This is a genomic window from Alistipes sp. Marseille-P2263 (assembly GCF_018101075.1).
In the GTDB taxonomy this organism is placed as follows: Bacteria; Bacteroidota; Bacteroidia; order Bacteroidales; family Rikenellaceae; genus Alistipes; species Alistipes dispar.
Genome location: NZ_JAGQEJ010000007.1, coordinates 172,209 through 196,858, shown reverse-complemented (window position 1 = coordinate 196,858; position 24,650 = coordinate 172,209). Strand labels below are relative to the sequence as shown.

General features: G+C 60.1%; 12 protein-coding genes. 3 read left to right on the top strand and 9 right to left on the bottom strand.

Translation table 11 applies throughout. The annotated features are described in order from the left end of the window. Window positions 1-197 precede the first annotated feature (197 nt). The 4 genes from KB554_RS10020 to KB554_RS10005 all read right to left on the bottom strand — a co-directional run bounded on the left by KB554_RS10020 (window position 198) and on the right by KB554_RS10005 (window position 9,734). The gene (locus KB554_RS10020) at window positions 198-2,303 is read right to left on the bottom strand and encodes a family 20 glycosylhydrolase (RefSeq protein ID WP_242116276.1); all 2,106 of its coding nucleotides are present in this window, start codon (window positions 2,301-2,303) and stop codon (window positions 198-200) included. A 2-nt stretch (window positions 2,304-2,305) separates the two neighbouring features. Continuing rightward, window positions 2,306-4,630, bottom strand: coding sequence for a family 20 glycosylhydrolase (locus tag KB554_RS10015; RefSeq protein ID WP_211035899.1), 2,325 nt, complete (start codon window positions 4,628-4,630; stop codon window positions 2,306-2,308). Between the two features lie 216 nt (window positions 4,631-4,846). Further along, window positions 4,847-6,646, bottom strand: coding sequence for a SusD/RagB family nutrient-binding outer membrane lipoprotein (locus KB554_RS10010; protein ID WP_211035897.1), 1,800 nt, complete (start codon window positions 6,644-6,646; stop codon window positions 4,847-4,849). Between the two features lie 19 nt (window positions 6,647-6,665). Next, window positions 6,666-9,734, bottom strand: a complete 3,069-nt coding sequence (locus tag KB554_RS10005) for a SusC/RagA family TonB-linked outer membrane protein (RefSeq protein ID WP_232522957.1) — start codon at window positions 9,732-9,734, stop codon at window positions 6,666-6,668. Between the two features lie 823 nt (window positions 9,735-10,557). On the opposite strand from KB554_RS10005, the gene rhaM reads away from it, so the two are divergent. Next, the gene (gene rhaM / locus KB554_RS10000) at window positions 10,558-10,872 is read left to right on the top strand and encodes an L-rhamnose mutarotase (protein WP_211035895.1); all 315 of its coding nucleotides are present in this window, start codon (window positions 10,558-10,560) and stop codon (window positions 10,870-10,872) included. Here rhaM and KB554_RS09995 read toward each other — a convergent pair. Further along, window positions 10,835-11,788: an AraC family transcriptional regulator gene (locus tag KB554_RS09995; protein WP_242116275.1), complete on the bottom strand. Its 954-nt coding sequence runs from the start codon at window positions 11,786-11,788 to the stop codon at window positions 10,835-10,837. The two genes, rhaM and KB554_RS09995, sit on opposite strands and share 38 nt — an antisense overlap. 249 nt (window positions 11,789-12,037) lie before the next feature. Here KB554_RS09995 and KB554_RS09990 point away from each other — a divergent pair, with 249 nt between their 5' ends. Continuing rightward, window positions 12,038-13,987 (top strand): glycoside hydrolase family 97 protein, encoded by a 1,950-nt coding sequence (locus KB554_RS09990; RefSeq protein WP_211035893.1) that lies wholly within the window; start codon window positions 12,038-12,040, stop codon window positions 13,985-13,987. Window positions 13,988-14,201: 214 nt separating this feature from the next. Here KB554_RS09990 and KB554_RS09985 read toward each other — a convergent pair whose 3' ends face one another. The 4 genes from KB554_RS09985 to KB554_RS09970 form a co-directional block, all read right to left on the bottom strand. Then, entirely contained in the window at window positions 14,202-14,882 is a 681-nt protein-coding gene (locus tag KB554_RS09985; protein ID WP_211035892.1) for a DUF4998 domain-containing protein, read from the bottom strand. A gap of 63 nt (window positions 14,883-14,945) precedes the next feature. Further along, window positions 14,946-16,166 carry a DUF4959 domain-containing protein gene (locus tag KB554_RS09980; protein WP_211035890.1) on the bottom strand — a complete coding sequence of 407 codons (1,221 nt, stop codon included), beginning with the start codon at window positions 16,164-16,166 and terminating at the stop codon, window positions 14,946-14,948. Between the two features lie 26 nt (window positions 16,167-16,192). Further along, window positions 16,193-18,133 carry a RagB/SusD family nutrient uptake outer membrane protein gene (locus KB554_RS09975; protein ID WP_211035888.1) on the bottom strand — a complete coding sequence of 647 codons (1,941 nt, stop codon included), beginning with the start codon at window positions 18,131-18,133 and terminating at the stop codon, window positions 16,193-16,195. 24 nt (window positions 18,134-18,157) lie between these two features. After that, window positions 18,158-21,259 carry a TonB-dependent receptor gene (locus KB554_RS09970; protein ID WP_242116274.1) on the bottom strand — a complete coding sequence of 1,034 codons (3,102 nt, stop codon included), beginning with the start codon at window positions 21,257-21,259 and terminating at the stop codon, window positions 18,158-18,160. A 550-nt stretch (window positions 21,260-21,809) separates the two neighbouring features. On the opposite strand from KB554_RS09970, the gene KB554_RS09965 reads away from it, so the two are divergent. Then, window positions 21,810-24,641, top strand: coding sequence for a M6 family metalloprotease domain-containing protein (locus tag KB554_RS09965; protein WP_211035884.1), 2,832 nt, complete (start codon window positions 21,810-21,812; stop codon window positions 24,639-24,641). Window positions 24,642-24,650: the final 9 nt, after the last annotated feature.

Below are 24,650 nucleotides of genomic sequence, written 5' to 3'. Positions count from 1 at the left end.
AAACGGGCGCGCCGGACATCCCGGAGAAAACGCAGGCCGGGAAGAGCCGGTTCCGAAGACGGCGCAGGCCGTTCCCGGCATACCGAAGGCTCGGTACGGCGGGAACAGCGTACCGGCAGCAACATGCCGGAGACGCGGCCGCCGTAAAAAGATGCGGCCGGGCTTCCCGCCCGGCCGCATCCGTTTTCATGCCGTCGTTACTGCACGACGATCTCATCGACGAAAAGCCAGCCGCCGGGGATGCCGCCGCTGCGCGCGACATAGCGCACGTAACGCGCCCGCGTCTCCCCCGTATAGGCGAAGGTCTTGAAAAGCAGGTAGGGGCACGCGGGCGGGACGTCGTTGTGCACCGTCGCGAGCAGCGTGAACCGCTCGCCGTCCTCCGATCCGTAGATCTCCGCCTCGCGCGGCATCCAGACATAGGGTCCCGCCGACTGCATGAACGTCGCACCGACATACCGTACCGGCATCGTGCGCCCGAGGTCCACCGTGACATCCATGTCGGAATCGAGAAATCCCTGCCACCGCCTGTCGCCGTAGGTCCAGCCGCCCAGCACCCCGTCCGTGAGGGTCGCCGCCCCGGAGGCCGGATAATTCCCGTGCCACGGCGTAGCGTAGCTCACCGGGCACCCTTCGGCCAGATGGTGTTTCGGCGCGAGGCTCTCGGGCCGTTCGCCGTACTCGGTACGCAGGTCGAAAGGCGCGTATCCGCGTCCGCGCAACTGTTCGGAAGCCTGCAACGCCCGCTGCCGGAACGCCTCGTAATCCTTCCGCCCGGGGCGGCTCCACGCCACCTCCGCGAGGGCCATCAGCCGCGGCCACATCATGTATTCGTAATGGGAGTCCGTCGGAATCCATTCGGCCCAGAGGTTCGCCTGCACACCCAGCAGCAGCCGCTCCTCGTCGGGCGTCATCTCCGCCGGAACCGGCTCGAACGAATAGACCTTCCGCAGCGGCGTATAGCCGCCGATCGAGAGGGGCTGCGTGAAAGGAGCGTCCTGCGTATAGTCGAGGTAGCAGAACTCCCCGGGAACGAAAACCGCCTGCTGCCCCGCACGGATCGCCTTCAGGCCCCCCTCCGTGCCGCGCCACGACATCACCGTGGCGCCGGGCGCCAGCCCGCCGTCGAGAATCTCGTCCCAGCCCAGCAGCCGGCGGCCGTGCACGTTCAGGAAGCGTTCGATGCGGTGGATCAGGTAGCTCTGCAACTCGTCCACGTCCTTCAGCCCTTCGCTCCGCATCCGCTCGCGGCACTTCGCACAGTCGCGCCACGCCGATTTTCCGGCCTCGTCGCCGCCGATGTGAATGTACTCCGAAGGGAACAGCTCCATGACCTCCAGGAGCACGTTCTCCAGGAACTCGAACGTCCGTTCGTTGCCCGGGCAGAGGTCGCCGTCGCGGTACGGCTCTCCGTGGCATCCCAGCTCGGGATAGGCCGCCGTCACCTCCTCCGAATGGCCCGGCATCTCGATCTCGGGAATCACCTCGATATGCCGCAGCCGGGCGTACTCCACGATCTCGCGGATCTCCTCCTTCGTATAGAAGCCGCCCCGGGCGCGCGGATCGTCCGCCTCGCAGTAGCTGCGGTCGCCTTCCCACCAGCTCTGCCAGTCCTCGTAGGGCCGCCACGCCGCGAACTCCGTCAGGCGGGGGTAACGGTCAATCTCGATGCGCCATCCGGCGCCGTCGGTCAGGTGCATGTGCAGGCGGTTGAGCTTGAAGAGCGCCATGGCGTCGATCTGACGCTTGACGAACTCCACCGACCGGAAATGGCGGCTCACGTCGATCATGAAGCCGCGGTAGGCGAAACGCGGCGCATCCTCGATCGTGCGGCAGGCGATCTCCTCCGCGCGTCCGTCGTCCATGAGCTGCAACAGGGTCTGCACGGCATAGAAGGCGCCCGCCGCCGTCCGCGCCGACACCGCGATTCCGCGCGGCGCGATCTCCAGCCGGTAAGCCTCCTCCGAGACGATGCCGCGCGCCGCGGGGTCGATCCCAATTTCGAGATCGGGACGCCCCTTTCCGGCCTGCCGCCAGCCCAGCCCGTCGAGGCAGGCGGCCAGCTCCGCCGCCGGAACGTCGCCGTGCGGCGCCCGGACCGCATAGGTAAACGGCTCTCCCGGACGGAAGGTCCCCTCCCGCCGAACGTCGGAGACGGGAACGGGAATCACGCCCCGCGGGGCGGCGGCTTCCGGCGTTCCCTCCCCGACCGTCTCCGGCCGCATTGTCTCCGGCTGCGCCGGAGCGGAGACCGCCGCCACCGAAAGCAGGACGGCGAGTCCCCTGCCGAGTATCCGTCTCATGGTTAATTCACGCAGATTTCATCCACGAAGAGAAATCCCTTCTTCCCGCGCGCGCCGTGCCATTCGGGAATCGGGTTCACCGTCCGGGCCTCCACGCGCAGGTAGCGGGCCGAAGTCTCGGGGAACGACACCGTATAGCTCTTCAGCGCATCGGGATCGGCCGAAGTCTCCATCGGGATCTCGATACGCCCCGCCTCGGTGAAGTGCTCCCCGTCCTCCGAGGTGCTCGCCACGAGCGTCAGCGGCGGGAAGATGTCCTCGTCCTTGAGCACCAGCGTCCCGAGCCGCACCTCGCCGTACGACGCGCCCGCCATGTCGATGTCCACGACCATCGGATCGCCGAACCAGCCCGCCCAGTCGCCGTTGGCATAGCTGAAATAGCTCTCGATACCGTCCACGAGGCTTTCGGGCGCACCGAAGCGGTACTTGCCCAGCGGTTCGGTCACGAGCGTCACCGGATGCCCCATAGCCTTGTTATCCGAGAAATTGCGCACCAGCACCCGCGACCGCACGCCGTCGCGCAGCGCCGCGGCCTTGAGCGTGCAGCCCTTCCGGATCTCGATCGGAGCCGCATAGCGCGGACTTTCGGCCGTCGGCTCCGAACCGTCGAGCGTGTAGTGGATCGGCGCGTCGCCCAGCGTCGAGAGCGTCACCTCGACGCACTTCTTCTCCGGCAGGCTGCGCACACGGCAGTTCACGCCGAAGACCACGGGCGAGTAGTTGTACCCCATGCGTTCGTAAATGTCCACGATATGCGGCAGCGCCCCGGCGAAACGCGTCCACTCGCGGCTGCCGCGGTCGCACCACTGCACCTCGCTCAGCGCCGCCATGCGCGGCAGCAGCATGTACTCCTGATGCTCGGGGGTCTTGATGTATTCGGCCCAGAGATTCGCCTGCACGCCGAGGATATGCGCCCCCAGCTCCTGCGACAGCGTGTCGGGAATCGGCTCGTAGGCATAGACCTTCTCGACGGGCACGTACCCGCCGATGCCGAACGGTTCGTTCTCGATGTCGCGGGCCTGGTAATAGTCGAAGTAGAAATGCGAGGTGGGGGTCATGATGGCGTCGTGTCCCAGCCGGGCCGCGGCGATACCGCCCTCCGAACCGCGCCACGACATGACCGTAGCGTCCGGAGCCAGCTCGCCCTCCAGAATCTCGTCCCAGCCGATGATCCGCCGGCCGTGCTTGTTGAGGAACTTCTCCACGCGGGCCGTCACATAGCTCTGGAGGTAGTACTCCGCGGCGTGCTTGTCGTCGCCCTCGATGCCCAGCTCGCGGATCTTCGCCTGGCACACGGGGCACTTCTCCCAGCGCACCTTCGGACACTCGTCGCCGCCGATGTGGATATACTCCGAAGGGAACAGCTCCATGACCTCCAGGAGCACGTTCTCCAGAAACTCGAACGTCTTCTCCTTGCCGACGCACAGCACTTCGTCGGCCACGCCCCAGCGCCCCCATACTTCGTAGGGACCGCCCGTGCAGCCCAGCTCGGGGTAGCAGGCCAGCGCCGCCAGCATGTGGCCCGGGAGGTCGATCTCCGGAATCACCGTGATCCCGCGCGAAGCCGCATAGGCCACCACGCCGCGAATCTCCTCCTGCGTGTAGTAACCGCCGTAAGGCACGCCGTCGTACTGGTCCCAGTTCTTCTTCACGACCGTTCCCTTGCGGATGCTGCCGTACTCCGTCAGACGGGGATAGCGCTTGATCTCGATGCGCCAGCCCTGATCGTCCGTCAGATGCCAATGCAGCGTGTTGAGCTTGTGGAACGCCATGAGGTCGATGATCTTCTTCACCTGCGCGGCATCGAAGAAGTGGCGCGCCACGTCGAGCATCAGCCCGCGGTAGCCGAAGCGCGGCGCATCGTCGATTTCGACGCACGGCAGCGTCCACTCGCTCTCTACGGCGGGCGCACCGCCGTAGAGGGCCGCCGGAAGCAGCTGCTTGATCGTCTGCACGGCATAGAGGAATCCGCGGAGCGACGACGCGCGCACCTCGGCGCCGTCCGTCGTCACGTCGAGCCTGTAACGCTCCGGAGCGAGCGACTCGTCCACGAGGAAGCGGAATCCGCCCGCCGCCGGAAGGGCCTCATAGGTCACCGCGCTCTCGGCCCCCGAGGCTTCCGAGAGCCGGGCCGCGAACTCTTCGACCACGGCGCGCGAGGCTTCGTCGAGCCGTTCGTCGCACGCGACGGCGGCGCCCGCCGCCGCGAATTCGCCCGCACGGGGCGTCAGATGGTTGGGATAGGGAATCAGCTCGTAGGAGCCGGCTTTCCCGGCGCAGGAGGCCAGCAACAGCCCCGATGCACACAAAGCGAACAATCTATTCATCGTAAAAATGGTTTGGTCCGTAATCCGGCGGTCCGGCCCGGAGCCGTCCGCAGCGCGCAGACGCCGCATCGTCCGCGGCGGCCGCTTTGCAAATATACGAGTTTCCCGGGAAAGACCCGCCTGCGAAAGCCGATTCCGGGCCGCACGGCCCGAAAAAAACGAAAAAGGGGGCCCGCCTTCGTCGGCGGGTCCCCCGAATCAGTCCGTCGGCAGGGATCAGAAGTTGCCCTTGTCGGCGCGGTCCCACCAGAGGCGGGTTCCGGCGTTGTCGCCGCTCGTGCCGCCCGAAGCCTCCGAGTTGAGCAATTCCACGCCCTTGTTATACTCGGCGGTGTTGGCGTTGATCTCCGTATCGCTGTAAGGCAGACGACGCGGGCCGAGCTCCGTGGAAATCACGCCGTTGCTGGCGTTCTGCTTCACCTGGAAGAGTTTGGGATAGCCCGTACGGCGGTACTCGGCCCATGCCTCGGTCGAAAGCGGGAACACGGCGATCCACTTCTGCGTGATGATGCGCTGGAGCTGCTCCTCCTGCGAAGCACCGCTGTCCCACTTCACGGACAACAGGTTCAGCGCCTTCGAATCGTAAGCTCCGTTCAATGCGGTGTTGGGATCGGTATAACCCGTCTGCACCGTCTCACCGGCGATATAGGCGTCGATCGTGGCATCGTCGGCGAGCGTATTCCAGTCCTCAGGCAGCGACTGCTTGAACTCCGAATATCCTTGTTCGGCGTACGACTTGCGGTAGGCGTACTGGTTCTTGATCGAAGTCCGGATACCGTTCTCGTAGAGCGTCTTCACGTCTTCGGAGCCGATATCGGGCCACCGGAGCTTCGCCTCGGCGCGAAGGAACCAGCCCTCGGCCGCGAACATGATCGGCTGCGGCATGGAGAAGGTTCCGGCCCAGCCCGAATAGTTGCTGTACTGGTTGGGTTTGCCGCCGATAGCGCAGCCGGCGGGAATGCCGATATACGCCGTGCCGGGCTTCAGCTTCTCGCCCGTATCGGGATCGGTGAGGTAGTCCTCCTCGGCATAGACCAGGAATCCGTCGTCGTCCTTCTTGTCCACCATCTTGCCGTCCTTGTCAGGCACCTGCAGCGGCTTGGCGCCCGGCTTGACGATGGGTTGCGTGTTCTTCGTGAAGTACAGCTTCAGACGCGGGTCCTTGAAGCCCTTGAGCATCGTGACGAGCGAGGCGTTCGCACCGCAGTCGCCCCAGTTGAACATGAGCCACATTTCGTTCTCGAAGCCCTTCGAGATCAGAATGTCCTTGTCCTCGAGCACCCCGGCCGAAATCGCCGCCCGGGCCACCGTCTCGGCTTGCGCGGGATCGACCTTCACCATGCGCAGCGCGATGCGCAGCTTGAGCTGGTTGGCCACCTTCGCCCACAGCGCACGGTCGCCGCCGCACCAGATGTCGTAGGTGTTCATGCCGGCCGTCTCGGTCTTCAGACCCTGGAGCGCCGTATCCAGATCCTCCAGCATGGCCTCGTACACGGCCTTCTGCGTGTCGTAGGCGAACGAACTGGGCTGGACGGGGTCGCCCGCCGTCTTGAACACCGACAAGAAGGGGACCGGTCCGTAGGCATCGGTGAAGTCGAGCAGGTTGTAGGTCTGCACGATACGCATCGTGGCGGAGAAGTCGAACTTGCCTTCGGCGTCGCACTGCTTGATCAGGCGGCCCGTATTGTTGATGATATGCAGCATGAAGTTCTCGTACATGCCGCCGCAGTGGCCGCGGTTGATGTTGTAGCGCTGGTTCGTGAAGTTTCCGTTGGGGCTCTCGAAGTACCCGCCGAAAATGTCGATCTGCAGGTTCGTCCAGTACTGGAACAGGTTCTGCTGGTTCGGGTAGCTGTAACTCATCGGCTCCAGGAACTGCGCCTCGAAGGGCAGATCGGAGGGATTCACTTCGATGGGATTGGTGTTCAGCTCCTCGAAATCGCCGGTACAGCCTCCCAACAGAGCGACCGGGAGAGCCAGAGCGGCGGTGTATCGGATAATATTCTTGAATTTCATAGCGATCTATCTCTTTTTGTTAGAAGTTAAGTTTGACATTCAGACCGAAGCTGCGGGTGGTGGGCAGGTTGAAGATGTCGAAGCCCTGCACGCCGTTGGCCGTACCCATCGACACGTCGGGGTCCATCGGCGCATCCTTGTAGAAGAAGAAGAGGTTGCGGGCGATGAGCGACAGCGTCAGATTCTTCGACTGTCCGAACAGGTCGCGGAAGGTGTAGCCGAACGAGATTTCGCGCATACGGACGTTCGTGGCATCGTAAACGTAATCCTCGTTGTTGTACTGCGCGTTGTAGTTCAGCGCGCCCATGGCCTTGTAATACTCCTCGACGTTGTCGAACCGGACGCCCTCGCGTACCACGTAACCCTTGTCGCGGGCGTCTGCCGTGCGCTGCGAGACGCCCCAGGCGTCGAGACCGGCCTCGGTCATCGAGAGCACCTTGCCGCCGAAGCGGAAGTCGATGAGGAAGCTCAGGGAGAAGTCCTTGTAGCGGAACGTGTTGTTCCAGCCCATGTTCACCTTCGAGTTCATGTCGCCGACATATTTCAGGTCCGTGATACCCTCGCCCGAGAGCGTCGGAACCGAATAGAGTACGTTGCCCTTGTCGTCCTTGACGTCCGTCACGAGCATCTTGCCGGTCTTCTCGTCGTGCATGACGTGGCGCACGTAGAGGTCGCCGAAGTGGCCGCCCTCCTTCAGCACGACCTGCGCACCGCCGAAGTTCGAGAGCGAGAGGCCGTCCTGCAGGCCGTCCACCAGCTCGATGATCTTGTTGTCGTTGTAGGAGAGATTCAGGTCGGTGGACCACGTGAACTCGTTGCCGAAGTCCTGGAACCAGCCCAGCGACAGTTCGAAGCCCTGGTTCTGCACGTTACCGGCGTTCACGTACTGCTGGCGGTATCCCGTGCCCCACGGCGTGGTGATGGCGAAGAACTGGTTCTTGGTGTTGGTCTTGTAATAGGTGGCGTTCACATGCAGCCGGTGCTGGAAGAATTCGCCGTCGAAACCGGCCTCGAACGAGTGGGTCTTCTCGGGTTCGAGCGTCCGGAACGGAGCCTTCTCGGGAGGCGTGATGGCGCCCTGCGAGCCCAGCGTGTAGAGCGGGTTGGTCATGTAGGCCGGCACGTCGTTACCCACGATCGAATAGGATGCGCGGAACTTGAACAGGTCGATGTTGCTGCCCATGTCCACGAAGCGGTCGAGCAACAGGCTGGCGCCTACCGAAGGATAGAAGAACGAATAGCTGTCGGTGAAGGCCAGCGTCGAGGACCAGTCGTTGCGCGCCGTCACGTCGAGGAACAGGCCGTCCTTGTAGCCGAACGTGGCCGTTGCGAAGACCGCGTTCAGACGCTTGCGCGTCAGTCCCTGCTTGGCCATGTTGGCATAGTAGTTAGCCGGATTGAAGATATTGGGATACATGACGTTGCCGTTGGGTTTGCCGTCGGTCATCGAGAATTTCGTACCCTCGGCCCACAGATCCACGTTGCTCGACTGCGTGCGCATCATGCTGGCGCCGGCCGTGGCGTTGAGCGAGAAATCGCCCCACGTGTGGTTGTACTGCACCAGCGCGTCGGCGTAGAGCTGCTCGCTGAAGTAGCGGTTGTCCTTCATGCGGCCCATCGGATAGCGGTTGGCCGTCGAAGAGGCGTAGAGATTGTGCTTGAAGTTGTCGTCGGAACGCTCGTAGCGCATACGGCCCGTCACCGAGAGGCCGTCGATGATCTGGTACTTGATCTGTCCGCCGAATTCGTAGCGGTTACGCTCCGAGATGGGTTTCTGCCGGTTGAGAATCCAGTAGGGGTTGTCGAACTGTTCGAGCGACGTATTCACCCAGTTGTGTACGTTGGCGTTGAGCGTGGGATCGTACACCTCGTAGTTGTTCTTGTAGTAGTTCCAGTCCTCGCCGCGCGGGAAGAGGTAGGCGCCCGTCATCGGGTTGAAGAGCCAACCGGCGGCCGGCTGGTTCGCCACGTGCTGATTGACGTACTTGGCCGTGAAATCCACCTTCACATGGTCGTTGAACAGGTCGAAGCCCACCTTCGAGTTGAGCGTGTGCTGCGAATAGTCGTTCTCCGGGGTGATGCCGCCCGACGACACGTTGCCGTAGGAGAAGTAGGCGCGCAGGTTCTCCGAACCGCCGTTGATCGACACCGAGTTGTTGGTCGTCCAGCCCGTCTGGTAGAATTCCTTGGCATAGTTGGGGGCCTTGGACGAGAGTTTGCCGCCCCAACTGTAGGTCTGGTCGGCCGAGCCGTAGGTGTTCTGGAAATCGGGCAGCGAGATCGGGGTGTCGATCGTCGTGTTGCTCGACACGCTCACCGAAATGCGTCCCGCCGAAGCCGACTTGGTCGTAATCATGATGGCGCCGTTGGCGGCCACGGCTCCGTAGAGCGCGGCGGCCGATGCGCCCTTCAGCAGCGAGATCGACGCGATGTCGTCGGGGTTGATCGTGGACATGGCGTCGCCGCCGTCGCGGTCGCCGCCGTAGTTGCTCTTCACCTGGCTCGCCAGACCGTCCTCGCCGAAGGAGGTGTTCATCATCAAGGGCACGCCGTCCACGACCACCAGCGGCTGGTTCGAGCCGCTGATCGACTTGTTACCGCGGAAGAGGATCTTCGAGGAGCCGCCCGCACCCGTCGAGTTGGGGGTGATCTGCAAACCGGCCGACTTGCCCTGCAACGAGTTGATCATGTTGATCGACTTGATGTCGGCCACGTCGTCGCCGCCCACCGTTTCGGCCGCATAGGTCAGCGTCTTCGACTGACGCTCGATACCCATGGCGGTCACGACCACGGCGTTGAGCTGGTTGGCGGTCTCCTGCATCAGAATCTCCAGCGCCGTCTGCCCCGCATAGGCCACCTCGTAGGGATCGTATCCCACGTAGGTCACCTGGAGCACGTCGCCGTTCTGAAGACCGTCCAGGAAGAACTTGCCGTCCATGTCGGTCGTCGTTCCGCGCGTGGTGTTCTTCACGATCACCGTGGCCCCGAGCAGCGGGCCGGAGGCGTCCTTGACCACACCTTCGAGGGTTCCGTTACCCCCCCCCTGCGCATTCGCCCGCAAAGCGGTAGCAGGCTCCACGATGCACATTGCCATTAAAAAAGCAACGCAGCTAAAGAGCATTCGTTTTGTAAATTTCCACATAAGTAATCAGGTTTTGGTTGAACATAAATTAAAACTCGTAATTTGACACAAACGGGGCGCCCGGCCCCTTTTTTATACTATCCGCGCCTTTCATTCTAAACGGAATGTCTCAAAGCGCCATTCATTCTAAAATCACATGATACGATACGTTTTACAGTTCAAATGTAACATTTTTTCCTTAAACCAAAAAAAATACGTAAAATTTATCGTTTTTTACTTACGAATCGGGAGCCTCCGAAAAGAGCGGATTCCGCGTTTCCCGGCGCCGGACCGCTCCGCCGGGAAGCGGGGCCGTCGGCCGCATACCTATTATTTAATAGTCCGAAACGCCCCGAAACAGGACGCGGAGGCTCTTTTCGGTTTCGAATCCGCAGCCTATATTTATAAATTATTTAATAATACACTCCGAAGACGGCGTTTCCGGGAAATACGGGAAAACAGTATTTTTCCGCGCGGAATGTCCGGCACCGGCTTCCGGTCCGGAAAAGCCCGGCCGCCGACAAGCGGGGGGGGGAAGCTCGCCCGCACCGGGACCGGGAGGCGAAAAGCCCGCGACCGCACCGCAAGGTCTTCCGCAAGGGTGGCGGGGAGAGAGGTGCAGGCCGGAACACGAAAGGCCCCGTCCGCACCGCAGCCCCTCAACGGCAGGGCATCCGCGGCCGCCCGCGGACAGGCCGCCGCGAAGTCATTTCTTCGGGCATTAGTATCAAAACCGCCCCCTGCGGAAAGGAGCCGTCCGTGTAAATTTGCCGTGAAAAGATCCGACACGATGAAATCCAAGGCATTCAAGATGTACCTCAAACCGGGCATGGAGGAGGAATACCGCCGCCGACACGCCGAGATATGGCCCGAACTGATACACCAGCTCCGCGAAGAGGGCGTGTACGACTACTCGATCTTCCTCGACCGGGCCACCGACACGCTGTTCGCCGTGCAGAAAACCCGCGGCGGGACCGGTTCGCAGGAGATGACCGACAACGCGCTGGTGCGCCGCTGGTGGGACTACATGGCCGACGTCATTGTCGTCGAGGCGGACAATGCACCCGTCAGCGAGGAACTTCCCGAGTTGTTTTACATGGAGTAGCCGGCGTCCCGCCCTGCGCCGCGCCGGAGATGCATCCGGCCCTGTACTCGGAGGGCGAGCAGCCGACGTACTTCTTGAAGATCGCCGAGAAGTAGGCCGAATCCTCGTAACGCAGCTCGTAGGCGATCTCCTTGACGCTCAGCGACGAGTTGAGCAACATGAGCTTCGCCTTCCGCAGCCGCAACTGCATGATGTAGTGCGCCGGGGAGACGTTGGTGTACTCCTTGAAGGTCTTGCGGAACCACGAATAGCTCATGTTGATGCGCCCGGCCACCTCTTCGGGCGTGATGCCGGCGAGCATGTTCTCGCGCATGATGCTCCGCGCCCGGTCCATCTTCTCGGCCACGATGTCGCGGCCCGTGTCGTTGAGATCGTAATAGATGACGTACGAAAGGATGATGTTGGCGATCGACGCCAGCACCTGCTGACTGCCGGTCTTCTCCCGAAGGGCGATATCGAGCGCCTCGCGGTACTGGTCGATGATGTGCTCGCGGAGCCCGATCGGATGGATGATCCGCCCGCGGCTGAAAAATCCGTTGTTGTAGCGGTCGTCCACATGCTCGCCGCGGAATCCGATCCAGTACTCGTGCCAGCCGGTCCGGTGATCGGGACAGTAGCTATGCCACGTGTAGGGCGGAATGATAAGCATGGTTCCGGCCCGGATCTCGAGCGCCTCGCCGCCCGGGGTGTCCTTGTACCATCCGCGGCCCTGCGTAATGTAGATCAACTGGTAGTTGTCCAGTATCCGGCCCCGGTCCACGTTGAAATAGTAATCGTCGGGATGCCCCGCCGAAGGGGGAGGGTAAACCGTGTATCCGGGTTCGACGGAGTACTCCCCCACGGTATCTACGGTGATTCCCCACAACCGGTCGGGACCGCTGCACACGAGGTATTTGAAAGAGGTCTGTTTCGGCATGTCGGTGTCGTTTTCCGGCGAGCGTTCCGCCGGTATTCCGGGGTAAATATACGCAATTTTCCGAAAAACCCGGCAAGAAACGTTCCGCCGCAACCGGCCCGCCGCGCCGCCGTGCGGCGACAGACCGGCCCGGACCGTCCCCGGCGCGGCGCGATCCGAACAGATTGCCCGGCGGAAAGATCAAATTCCGCACGCCGGAAAGGACCTTCCGGCGGCAACTTTGTGAAAACTTTCAAACCACGAAGCCGTATGAAAAAAACCTGTCTCGTCCTGCTCGGACTGCTCTGGTGCGCCGCGCTGCCGGCCAAGAACTTCGAACTCAAATCGCCCGACGGGCGGATAGCCCTCGCGATCGACGTCGGAGAACGGATCGCCTACACCGTCCGCGGCGACGGAATCCCGCTGCTGGAAGAGTGCCGCCTGGGCCTGCGGCTCGACCGCGGCGGCACGGCGGGCCCGCTCCGCCTCGTGCGCCACCGGAGCGGCTCGATCGACCGCACGTTCCGCCCCGCCGTGGCTTACAAGTTCTCCGAAATCCGCGACCGCTGCAATACGCTGCGGCTCGACTTCCGCGGCGACTGGTCCGTGGAGTTCCGGGCCTACGACGACGGCGTGGCCTACCGTTTCCTCTCCGACACGGAGGGCCCCGTCGAGGTGCTCGGCGAGGAGTTCGCCCTCCGCCTGCCGGACGCCTCGACGGCGGTCCTGCAACAGCCCGGCAGTTTCCGGACCGGCTACGAGGAGGCCTACGAGGAGGTCGGAACCCGCTCTTGGGGCACGGCCGGCCGGCTGGCCGTACTCCCGGCGCTGTTCGACACGAAACGGGGCTACAAAATCCTCGTCAGCGAATCCTCCCTCACGGACTATCCCTGCCTCTTCCTGACGGGCGACGGCGCCAACGGCATGCGGGGCGTCTTCCCCAAAATGCCGCTCCGCACCGAGGAGACGGGCGACCGGAGCGTACGCATCCTCGAAGAGGCCGGCTGCATCGCCGCCACGACGGGCGAACGGGCCTTCCCGTGGCGTTATTTCGTCCTCGCGGACGAGGACGGCGACCTGGTCGAAACCACGATGACGGCCCGGCTGGCCGAGCCGTGCGCACTCGGCGACACGTCGTGGATCGAGCCGGGGCAGGTCAGTTGGGAGTTCTGGAACGCCGCGTCGCCCTACGGCCCCGACGTCGATTTCGTGGCCGGATTCAACACCGCGACCTACAAATACTTCATCGACTTCGCCGCCCGCTTCGGCATTCCCTACATCATCATGGACGAAGGGTGGGCCGAGGACACGCGCGATCCCTACACCCCTAATCCGGAGGTCGATCTGCACGAACTGATCCGCTACGGCGAGGAACGCGGCGTCGGCGTCATCCTCTGGCTCACGTGGCTGACCGTCGAGAAACACTTCGACCTGTTCGAACGGCTGAGCGAATGGGGCGTCCGGGGCGTGAAGATCGACTTCATGGACCGCAGCGACCAGTGGATGGTGAACTACTACGAGCGCGTGGCCGCCGAGGCGGCGCGGCACCGGATGGTCGTGGCGTTCCACGGAGCCTTCAAGCCGGCGGGGCTGGAGTACAAATACCCCAACGTCCTGGCCTACGAAGGGGTGCGCGGCATGGAGAACATGGGCGGCTGCACGCCGGCCAACTCGCTCTGGCTGCCCTTCATCCGCAACGCCGTAGGCCCGATGGACTACACCCCGGGCGCGATGATCAGCATGCAGCCCGAAGCCTACTGCGGCAATCGCCCCAACGCGGCGAGCATCGGGACACGGGCCTACCAGATGGCGCTGTTCGTGCTGTTCGAAACCGGCCTCCAGATGCTGGCCGACAACCCGACGCTTTACTACCGCGAAGAGGAGTGCACGCGCTTCATCAGCCAAGTGCCCGTCACGTGGGACGAGACCCGCGCGCTGCGGGCCGAAGCCGGGAAACATGTCGTCGTCGCCAAACGCAAGGGCGCGAAGTGGTATCTCGGGGCCATCCGTGCGGGCGACGATCCGCAGGACGCGGAGTTCGAAATTCCCCTCGACTTCCTCGCCGGGGACCGAGACTACCGCATGACCAGCTTCGAAGACGGCATCAACGCCTTCCGCCAAGCGATGGACTACCGGAAAAAGGAGCGGCAGGTGCGCCGCGGCGACACGATCGCCGTCCGGATGGCCCGCAACGGCGGCTGGACGGCCGTGATCGAATAACTGCGCCCCGCAGTCAGACGACGGCCCCGGACTTTCCGAAAAGTCCGGGGCCGGTTTCCGTCTGGACCGGGAAAGAGGTTTACGAACGGAAAGGGATGACGGCCGCACACGCAACAGACTGCCTGAAGAGCGATGGAATGCTTTCACGAAGCGGACCGTAAAAAACCGTCACAGCTCCTTACGAGCCGTAACGGCTGACGCATCGATCTGGTAATCAACGCTCGGCCCCGTCGAGCCGCATCTGCGAAGGCGCGGAACGGAAAACGTCCACACAAAGGGTATCGGGACGGTAGAAGGTCGTATACTCCACCTCCGAAACCATGTCATAATCCTCGAGTACCGTCGTCATCTCCCCAATGGGAACGAGCAATTCGACCTGCTCGGCCGAACCGTTCGTATAGACGACCTCGGTTTCGAACGGACCAAGCGTCGTTTCGATGTTCCACCACTCTATCACGGCCTTTCCGTCCTGTACGGCGAACGATTTTACCAGCCGGTTAGTCAGCGATGCCTCGTACTGTTCGCCGTAGGTTTTGCTAGACACATTCACCGGAACAGAACGATTGCCCGCTGCGTCGTAGGTGTAGATATCGAAATTATAGGTATTCTCCGGCAGGGTAATCTCCTTTTCGATCCGGAATGCTCCGCCGGACATGTCCACCGGCACCTCCTCGTACCGGGTGCCGAGGTCCCAATAAATCCGGCAGCTCACGATCTTGGGATCCGAACGGCAAATGCCGTTCACGATGACCCGTTCATGCCCCGTGTTGACCACCACCTGCTCGATTTTCCCGGGATAGACGATCTCTTCGTCACCCGAGATTTTCCGGTATTCATCCATGTCCGTGCAGGAAAACGCTCCGCACGCGATACAACCCGACAGTAAAACTGTCATTGCGGTTTTCGTATTCATTTCAATCGTTGCATTTGGTTACAGAATCTATTTTCTCGCCGCCTGTCAGCGCGGGTCGCCGTAAAGGTCGATCTCCGCAATACCGAATTTCGTGGTACCGTCCCAACTCTCCAGATTCCGGATACGCACGTAACGCACCTTCGGAATCTCGGCACTCACCGGGAACACGAAGTCGAAACCTTTCACTGCCGTATCGAAATCCTCCTGCGACTGCTGCCCGTAGGGGAGCTGCGAAGGCTTTTCGTTTTCGAAGGTCGCCAGCAGCGTCCAACCATCGAGACTGCCGTCGGGAGAGGGCGTCATCGTTCCCCAGATTTCAAACCGCCGCATGTGCTCGCCCGTATAGAACATCCGGTCTCCGGCTCCCGCTCCGGCCGCATTGTCATACCCCCAATCGAAGAGGGTCAGACGGCTCAACTTCGCAGGCGTACCGATGTCAAACGTGCTGATCTGCGGTGCATGGACATCCGAAGGCATGGCGATCAGCCAACGCTCATGATTCGTATAGTCGTAGATATTGTTCCACATGCGATCCATCTCCAGCCAACCCGGTTGTTCGGGCGATGCGTCCCCCGGTAAGTTGTAAGCCTTGAACTGCGACTTGTCGAGCATCTGTTCGAAAAGCGGATGCACCGTGGCATAGAGCGTATCGGTATAGTTCAGGAAACGGTCGCGAACCGTAAAGCGAAATTCGTACTCCAGCGTGTCGAGGCCACGGCAAGCCGCCTCGATTTTCGGCAAGCTGCTCTCGACGCTCTCCAGCATCTGCCACGTGCCGAGCGAATCCTTGCACATGATCTCTATGGCGACGCTCTCCCGAGACGGATTCTCCGCCTTGATATTGACGCCCGAGAAATCATCCGCGATGACCAGGCTGCGTCGCACGCTCCATATCGGGTTCTCCTGCGGCTGCACCTTCACGGAAACGGGCTCCGAAGCCACCTCGCTTCGGTTGACGGCATAAACCTGCACCTCGTGGATATTCGTGTCACCGAATCCATCGAGTGTCATCGTATTGGTGTAGTACGATGCCTTGATTTCGCGCATGACTCCGGAATTGAGCCGGTAGACAGCCTTGACATAGAGCAGATCGGGATCGTCGGGCAACGTATAGGAAAGTTTCGCCTTACCCGGCAGGTTCTCCACTTCGATGCCGGTTACCTGTCCCGGAGGGGTGGAGTTGTGCCCCATCGGCTCCAGTTCGTCTTCAGTGCAACCCATGGCCAGGATTGCAAAAAGCAAGATTCCAAAAAAAGTAGTTTTCATAATGTCGCTGTTTTTTCTCCTGTCGGTTACCATCCCGGATTCTGGACCAAATTGCCGTTCACGTTCATTTCGCTGTTCGGGATCGGATTGAAATAGTCGCGCGGAGCGACGAACGTCCGGTTATAGATCGTCTTCACCTGGTAGTAGGCTTCGGCATCGGACTGGCTCACGTCCCACCCCGTGATCGGCTGGTTGAAGTAGTCAGTCGCAAGTTTCCAGCGCAGCAGATCCCAATAGCGGTGACCTTCGAGCGCCAGTTCGATCAGACGTTCCCGGCGGATGATCTCGCGCATGCCTTCTTTCGTGTCGGGTTTTGTCGGGTTGGTAGAATATTTCCGCCACGACGCTTCAACTGATTCCAGCCCGGCCCGGCTACGCACCTTGTTCAGGTAGAGATGCACATCGGCAACGGGGCCCTCGGCCTCGTTGAGAGCCTCGGCGTACATCAGATAGATCTCCGCCAGACGGATTTCGGGCCATGCGTATTCCACGACGCCCGCCGTGGTGTTGCCAAAACCCGACTCCCAGTGCACAAGCTTTTTGGTGAAGTACCCCGTCGAGGAGGTCGCACCCTGCACCTGCCCGTAACCCAACTGTCCCACTTTGGCCTGAAGCACATAGGTATCGACGTCCGAACGCGAAGGGTGGTACTCCATGATCCACTTGCCGCCGTCGAAGCCGATATCGGCATAGAACCGGTTTTCTCGGTCGAAATTGATCCGAGCGGTAGTGTATCCCTCCTGGAAATTGTAACGTTCGTCGGCCGTGGCCGTGCGCAGTTCGTTGATCTCGGTGAAATCGAGGGTCTTGTCCTCCTCGATCGGCACCCCGTTCCTCGTATAGAATTCCTCGACGACTTGGAGCGTCGGCGCCATACAGCCGCGCACGGCATTAATGTTCATGCTCGCGTCGAGCATCGGCATGCAGGCATTTTGGAGCGTGGCTCCGGCCCGGCCGCGTCCGCCCGAACGTCCCCATACGACCTCATCGTTCCATCGGTCGCAGACAGCCTGCCGGACGCTCAACTGCGTTTTGGTGGTTTCCGAGATTTCGAAAGGCGCATCGTCGAAATAATAAAGGTCGTGACCGGCATTCTCGGCGCTCTCGATCGCCTCGCGAGCCGCATCGGCGGCCTGCGCCCACTTGCCGGAATCCTCCTCCGACGCAAAGAGCGGCAGCCCGTCGTTATCCCGGAAATTGGCCAGGTCGCTGTTACCGTTGAACAGCGGACTGGCCGCCAGCAGCAATACCCGCGCTTTCACGGCCCGGTTGATGGGCTTGGTAATGCGCCCCAGTTCGGACTGCCGGTTCGTGATGACGGCCGGCAGATCGGGATTGCATTCGTCCAACAGATCGACGATGTACTTCACACAATCGTCAAACGGCTGCCGCTTCACCTGCACCTCCTCGGGCGAGGCCGACACGGGCAGGTTCCGGTCCACGATCGGAATTGGACCGTACATACGCAACAGATAGTAATGGTAATACGCCTTCAGGAATTTCGCCTCGGCGATCCAGCGAGCTCGCTTGTCGGCGGTCAAATCGGCAACCTTCGACATGTCCTCGATGTTCTCGAGGAAAGTGTTGCAGTCGCGGATACCGACGAAAAGTGCGTACGTATAGTCGCTGCCTTTCCAGAAGTCAGGCTGCGACTTGTCGGCGCTACGCACTCCCTTGGCGATGTAATCCCAAGCCGGGGCAGCCACATGGTTGGGCATGTTGAGCCAAATCTCGTCGCCGGCTGTCATGCCGATGTTACCTGACGGTTCGCCCGACCCGGGCAGGTAGGAGTAACATGTGAATAGGTATTTCTCTGCCTCCATCGCATTGGTGAAAGCGTGGTCAATGACCGGCACGTTATCCGGTACGATGTCCAGAAAACTGTTACACGAAGCTGATAGCAGCGCACAACCGGCAAGCAGACCGCCGATCTTTGTCTTTTCCGGAAAGAATTTTATCTTTTTCATATTAATCCTTTTTTCAAATTTCCTTTACAGGCCGATCGTCAGACCGATGTTGTAAACGCGCTGGAGCGGATAGCCCAATCCGTTGCCACCCATCTCCGGATCCCATAATTTGAATCCGCTGATGACAAACAGGTTCGAAGCGTTCAGATAGACGCGCAACTGCCGCATGCCGATCTTCCGAGCTGCCTTTTCCGGCAGGTTGTAACCGATTTCCAACGATTTGAGACGTAACATTGCCCCGTTGCGCATCCACCACGTCGAGGTCTGTGTGTTGTTCTCATTGACACGGTCGCTCAAACGGGGCCAAAACGCATAGAGGTTACGGTTGTCCTCCGACCAGTGGTCGTCGGCGATCACGCGCAGCAGGCCGTTCTGATTGCCTTCGTACCCGGCTTCGGTCTTCATCACAAACGGCGAGATACTTCCGGGGTCGATGAAAATCGACGAACGGGCCGAACCTTGGAAGAAGAAGCTGAAATCGAAATTCTTGTACCCGATCGTTCCTCCGAAGCCGTAGTTGATCTCGGGACGAGTCGGATAGCCGATCGGAACCTTGTCAGCCTCGGTGATCTGACCGTCACCGTTGATATCGCGGTATTTGATATCACCGGCCGCCACCGGAATATCACCGAATTTCTGCGAAGGCAGATTGGCCACTTCGTCATCATCGACGAAAAGACGTTCGGCGACGTAACCCCACATCTGGTCGAAGGAATATCCCACGCGCGAACGATAGTATTCATTAGCGGGATAGTTCGGTTCGTCGTAAAGGGTCACTTCGTTGGTGGCATAAGTGAAGTTTCCGCGCAACGTCGTCCAAAGTCCGTTCTTAAAGAACTTGTTGTAATCCACCGAAACGTCGACACCGTGCGATTCGGCCTTGCCCGTATTGGCCTTGACCGAGGCCGAAAGACCCATCGAAGCCGGAATGTAAGTGCGGTCCATCAAGATGTTGGAACGCTTCTGCCAGTACGGTTCGACGATGATATTCACGCCGGCGAGAGTCATGTCCAAGCCGAGGTTCAACTGTCGCGACTCCTCCCAGCCGATGTCGTAGTTGGCATAACGCGTCGTCGCTACGCCGGGACGCGAATAACCGAAGTTCTCGCCAAAGACCTGCGAGCGATCGCCCGTCTCATTCAGGTTCACGTTCGAGAGATAGAAGAACCTATCGCCCGCCTCACCGATCTGGTCGTTGCCGATCAAGCCGTAGGACGCACGCAGTTTCAAGTTGGAGATGACCCGTTTCCAGCGGCCGAAGAACTTTTCGTTGGAAATGACCCAACCGCCACCGATCGAAGGGAAGAATCCCCACCTCTTGTTGCTGGCGAAACGCTCCGAACCATTGTAGCCGAAATTGAACTCCAACAGGTAACGGGAGTCGTAGTCGTAGGTGAAACGTCCCGAAAGGCCGAGATTGCGTGAAGGCAACGACTGTTCGAGTGACCCGGCGTTCCCGACGACCGACTGACGGATCGTCCCGATGAGCATGCCCGTCACATGGTGCCGGTCGGCGAAGGTATGGTCGTAGTTTACGACGGCTTCGCCGTAATAAACCGTGCTGAGTTTCTTTTCTCCCTCGGTATAGTTCAGGTATTCAGTGCCGGCCGTACCGATCGAGTTGTTGCCGCCGTCGTTGTAGGGAGTCAGCACGATGCCCTGTGAAGTGGCATTGGCCTTGTAAAAGAAAGGATTGTACTGCCGCGAAGTCGAGAAATAGGAGTAACGCTGGGTGTATCCCATGGCACGGGCCGTAAGTCCCGGAAGCCAAAATCCGAAATCCTGCTTGAACTCGAGCTGGGCATTGACCGTTGAGGTGTTGTTGGTCTGGTAGCCCGACACCATCTGCGCATAGGGGTTCGCATAGAGCTGGCTGGTCGAATTGGGGACCAGCGCGCTGCCGAACATCGGATGCGTCGTATTGGGTGAGTAACTGCGCGGATAAACGGCCGGGAAAGCCACAGGATTAGCCGACATCGCCGAATTGAAGATCTTTTCACCGCCGCCGACCGGACCGTGGTAGTCGTCAAACTGCGCATAGACGCGCACGGTTGCCACGGTGGTTTTGGTCAGTTGCAGATCGGTGTTCGAACGGATCGAATAGTTTTTCAGACTGATATTGTTCTTGAAATCGTTACCTGCATCGTTGCGCAGCACGCCGTTGTCGATGTTGAATGTTCCGGCCAGATAGAAGCGCGCGACGCGTCCGCCGCCCGAAATGTTGGCGTTGAAACGCTGGTTCATGGTGTAAGGCTTGATCAACTGGTCGATCCAGTCGTTATTCGGATAAAGAATCCGGTCGGCGCCACGACGGGTCTGCTCTATTTTGTCCTTAGGATAAATCAGCGCCGCCTGTGGGTTGCGCGTGAGCGCCGCTTCGTTGGCCAGTTCCATGTAGGTAATGTTGTCGGCGAAACGCAGGTTGCGCGTATTGGACGAAATAGAATTCTCCGCACGGAAATTGAACTGTGTCGTACCTTCGCGGCCGCTCTTGGTATTGACCAACACCACGCCGTTGGCACCGCGGGCGCCGTAGACCGCCGAGGCAGTGGCATCCTTCAGCACGGAGAAATCGGCGATGTCGTCGGGCTGAAGACGTGCCAGATCGGTTGACGAGGATTCGATGCCGTCGATCAGGATCAACGGATCGACCTTGCCGGCACCGAACGAACCCACTCCGCGGATGAAAAACTCGGCGTTGTCCTGACCCGGTTCGCCGCTGCGCTGATAGGAGATCATGCCGGCGATCTGGCCGCCGAGCATCGTCGTGAGGTTACTCGTCGGACCCTTCAGCTCGGAAGGTTTGACCGTTGATATAGAGCTGACCAGACTCTCCTTCTTCTGCGTACCGAAGCCGACGATCACGACATCCTCAACCTCTTGTGCGGCCGTCTTCAGGATGACGGTCAGAATCCGCCGGTCACCAACGACCATTTCCTGCGATTCGTAACCCAAAAAAGAAATGACAAGCACCGACTCCCGATCGGGGACCCGGATCGAAAATTCGCCGTTGCTGTTCGAAACGACGCCGTTCGCCGGATCACCCTTCTCCACGACGGCCACGCCCGCAATCGGATTGCCGTCCTCGTCGACGATCGAGCCCGTGACGGAAATTCCGTTCTGCACAGAAGAGGTCGCCTTACGCGCCCGGGCTGACGCCTCAGAACGAGGGGAAGGGAAATTCTCGGCTCCGACGGCAAAACCCGGAGCCGTGCAAAGAGCCGAGACAAGCAGCAACAGCGCCCGCCCGCACCGCATACGGTCCGGTAAACGGAAGATCCGGCCGAAACTCACGAGTTTCCCGCCATAAATGCAGTTTCTGAACATAGTGTTTGGTATTAATAAAGGTTAGTTTTGAGGTTTTCGAACGATGCATTCCCGCGAACGAGCGCGGTCAAAAGGGAGGAGAGTTCACATTCTCATCATAGGCTCGGCAGAATTAGCGGTTTGGTTTTCGGTTTTACAAAATTAGGCGTCCCATCCCGTTGGCCGAATTAATAAATGACGGTTCAATGTAAGAAAATGATATTTCAAAACGGCGCGTCGAATGTCAAATTATCATGGATTAATCCCAAATTTCGATCCATTCGTCATACATTCCGTCTTTATTTTTGTCATACGCATGACCCGCCGCACCGCATCCTTCCGGCAAACCATCATAAACCATAAAATAGCAATGAAAACAACCAACCGAATCTACAAAATGCTGTTCCTTCTGACGCTCCTTCTCGGATGCGGTGCGGCGGGCCGGGCCACATCTTGGGAGCCGACCATCAACCAAGTGGTCTGGAAAGGCGACGTGAAACGCCTGATCCTGCTCGTTGAAACTCCGGACAGGCCTTTCTACACACCGAACGCCCGCGAAGAGTACGACCGAATGCTCAATGGGGAAAACTACACGGGACTGGGCTGTGTCGGTAGCGCCCGCGATTTCCTGATCGACAATTCCGGCGGTAAGTTTCGCCCGCAATTCATCGTCGCCGGACCGCTGCGGCTCTCCAAGTCGATGGGCTATTACGGCGGTAAACCGCAACCGGACGAAGGTACCGACGGCGACGTGGGTAAACTGGTGATGGAAGCCTGCCGGCTGGCCAAGGAGCAGTACGACATCGACTTCTCCGAACTGGACTACAACGACGACGGCAAGGTGGACAATGTCTACCTCTTCTATTCGGGACCGAACGACACGACAGTCCCGACCCCGTGGCCCCACGCTTCGGGCGTGGCCGGAGGCGGATTGGTCATCGACGGAAAACTGGTAGACAGTTACGCCATCTCGCAGGAGATGGCCTCCGAAACCGTACGCGGCGGCTACACAACGTTTCTACACGAATTCGGCCACACGCTGGGACTGACCGACGACTATTCGGGACGACTGGGCCGTTTTTCAATCTACTGCAACGGCACGTTCAACGGCGGTATCATTCCGGTCAATTTCAATGTCATGGAACGGCTGATGCTCGGATGGCTCGACTGCGAGGAAATCGACCACGACGGAACATACACACTGGAACCGCTGGCCCGGAACAAAGGGTTGATTCTGAAAACGAACAACCCCGACGAATACTTCCTGTTCGAGAACCGCAGTAATGCGAGCGATGTCACGCTTTGGGACTCCTATTTCGAATACGGCGGCCTGTTGGTATGGCACATCGACCGCTCCGACAACATCGTGACCTGGACCGACGGCAGTGGTACCCACACCACGACGGCCATGGGCATGTGGGGGAACAACAGCCCCAACGCCGCACCGACACATCCCTGCCACGAACTGATCGAGGCCGACAACATCAACGATCCCTCGCAATACCGTGCGGGCATGTATTTCCCCGGCAGTCGTTACCAGACCGAATTAAGCTCAAGGACCCATGACGAGTTCAAGACCTGGTCGGGCCTACCCGTCAGCGCAGAAATATACGACATCCGACAAGAAAGCAACGGCGACATCACGTTCAAGGTCCGCAACATCAACACCTCGTCGTTGAGCGTATCGGTGAAGAATTCCGAAGGGAAACTGCAGACCGACGCTTACGTCAGTCTCACGCCCGTGGAAGAGGTCGCAACCCAATCGCAACTCATCACCCGCGCCATGCAGCCCGCAGCCGGCGGCAAGAAAATCATGGGGAATACGGGCACGACCGGAAAGTGCATCCTGAGCGGTATACCCATCGGCAAGTACCAGTTGCTCGTCGACAAAGCAGGTTATCTGATCCACACCGCATACATTGATATCGTCGAGGGCGACAACTCGGTCGACGTCTCGCTGCAGGCACTCGCCGATCTTGGAGGGACGGAACTCACTTGGTACACCGGGCAGAATGCCCGCACGGTCTTCTTCGTGGCCGAACAGATCCGTGCCGCAGGCTGGGATAGCGATGATCTGGCGCCCCACGAAGGAAAAAAGCTCACAAAAGTGCGCGTCCAGTTCAGCGGCCGTCCGACGGGCGACCTCTACGTTTTTACGGATGATCAGGTCGTCTACAACAAACCGATGGAGAACGTGGTCGAGAACGGCGTGACGACATTCGACCTCTCGACCGAAAACATCGTCATCGAAGCGGGCAAAAGCCTTAAGGTCGGATACCTGCTTACATCCGACGGAGGAGGTATCTGGCCCTCGACCGCCGATCAGGGATGCCAGGTAACAGGCAAAGGAGGCCTGATCTCCACCGACCGAGGCAAAAGCTGGTACCTGACCAACGATTTGGACGCTAACTGGGCGATCTGGATCGAATTGCAGGAAAAGGTCGACGACGTTCCCGTGGAGGCGATCGAATTTGACGACCCTACGCTCGAAATGGCTGTCGGCGACAAGATCATGCTGCGGGCCAACATCCTGCCGATCAACGTACTGAACCGCAAGGTGACATGGGAAAGCAGCGACGAGGCGATCGCCACGATTGACGAGAAAGGATACCTGAAAGCCCTTGCCACAGGAGAAGCGACGATCACTGCGACCTCGGTGCAGAATCCCGATATTTCGGGTTCGTGTACAGTCTACGTGAAGATGAGTTCCGACATGGTGGACATCATCCCCTACCAGCGTGACGCCCGCATCTCATGGCCGGGATACAACCCTGACTGCGAATGGCGGGTGAGCTGGCGCAGGGCGGGCGAAACGGAATGGAACTCCGCCGAGCCGCAGGCCGAAACAAAAATCTACCTCCACGGACTTCTCCCCGACACCGAATACGAGGGAACGGTAAAGGCAATCGGCGACGAAACGACTTCGCCCGTTGCATTCACGTTCGAGACAAACCCTCTGACCTCGGAATACCCGGTCATCGAACTCTCGAAAAAACGGATCAAAGCCGGCGAGGCGATCCCGCTGATCGTGTCGAACATCGCCGACGACGAGCACACGATCGTCTGGAAAGTGAACGGGTCGGTCATCGACGGAGACGAATACGAATGCGTCAAAAGCGGAACGGTCGAACTCAGAGCCGAGATCTCGCTCGACGACGGATCGACCGAAGTGTTGATCAACGAGTTGGAAGTCATGAAATAAAACACAGAA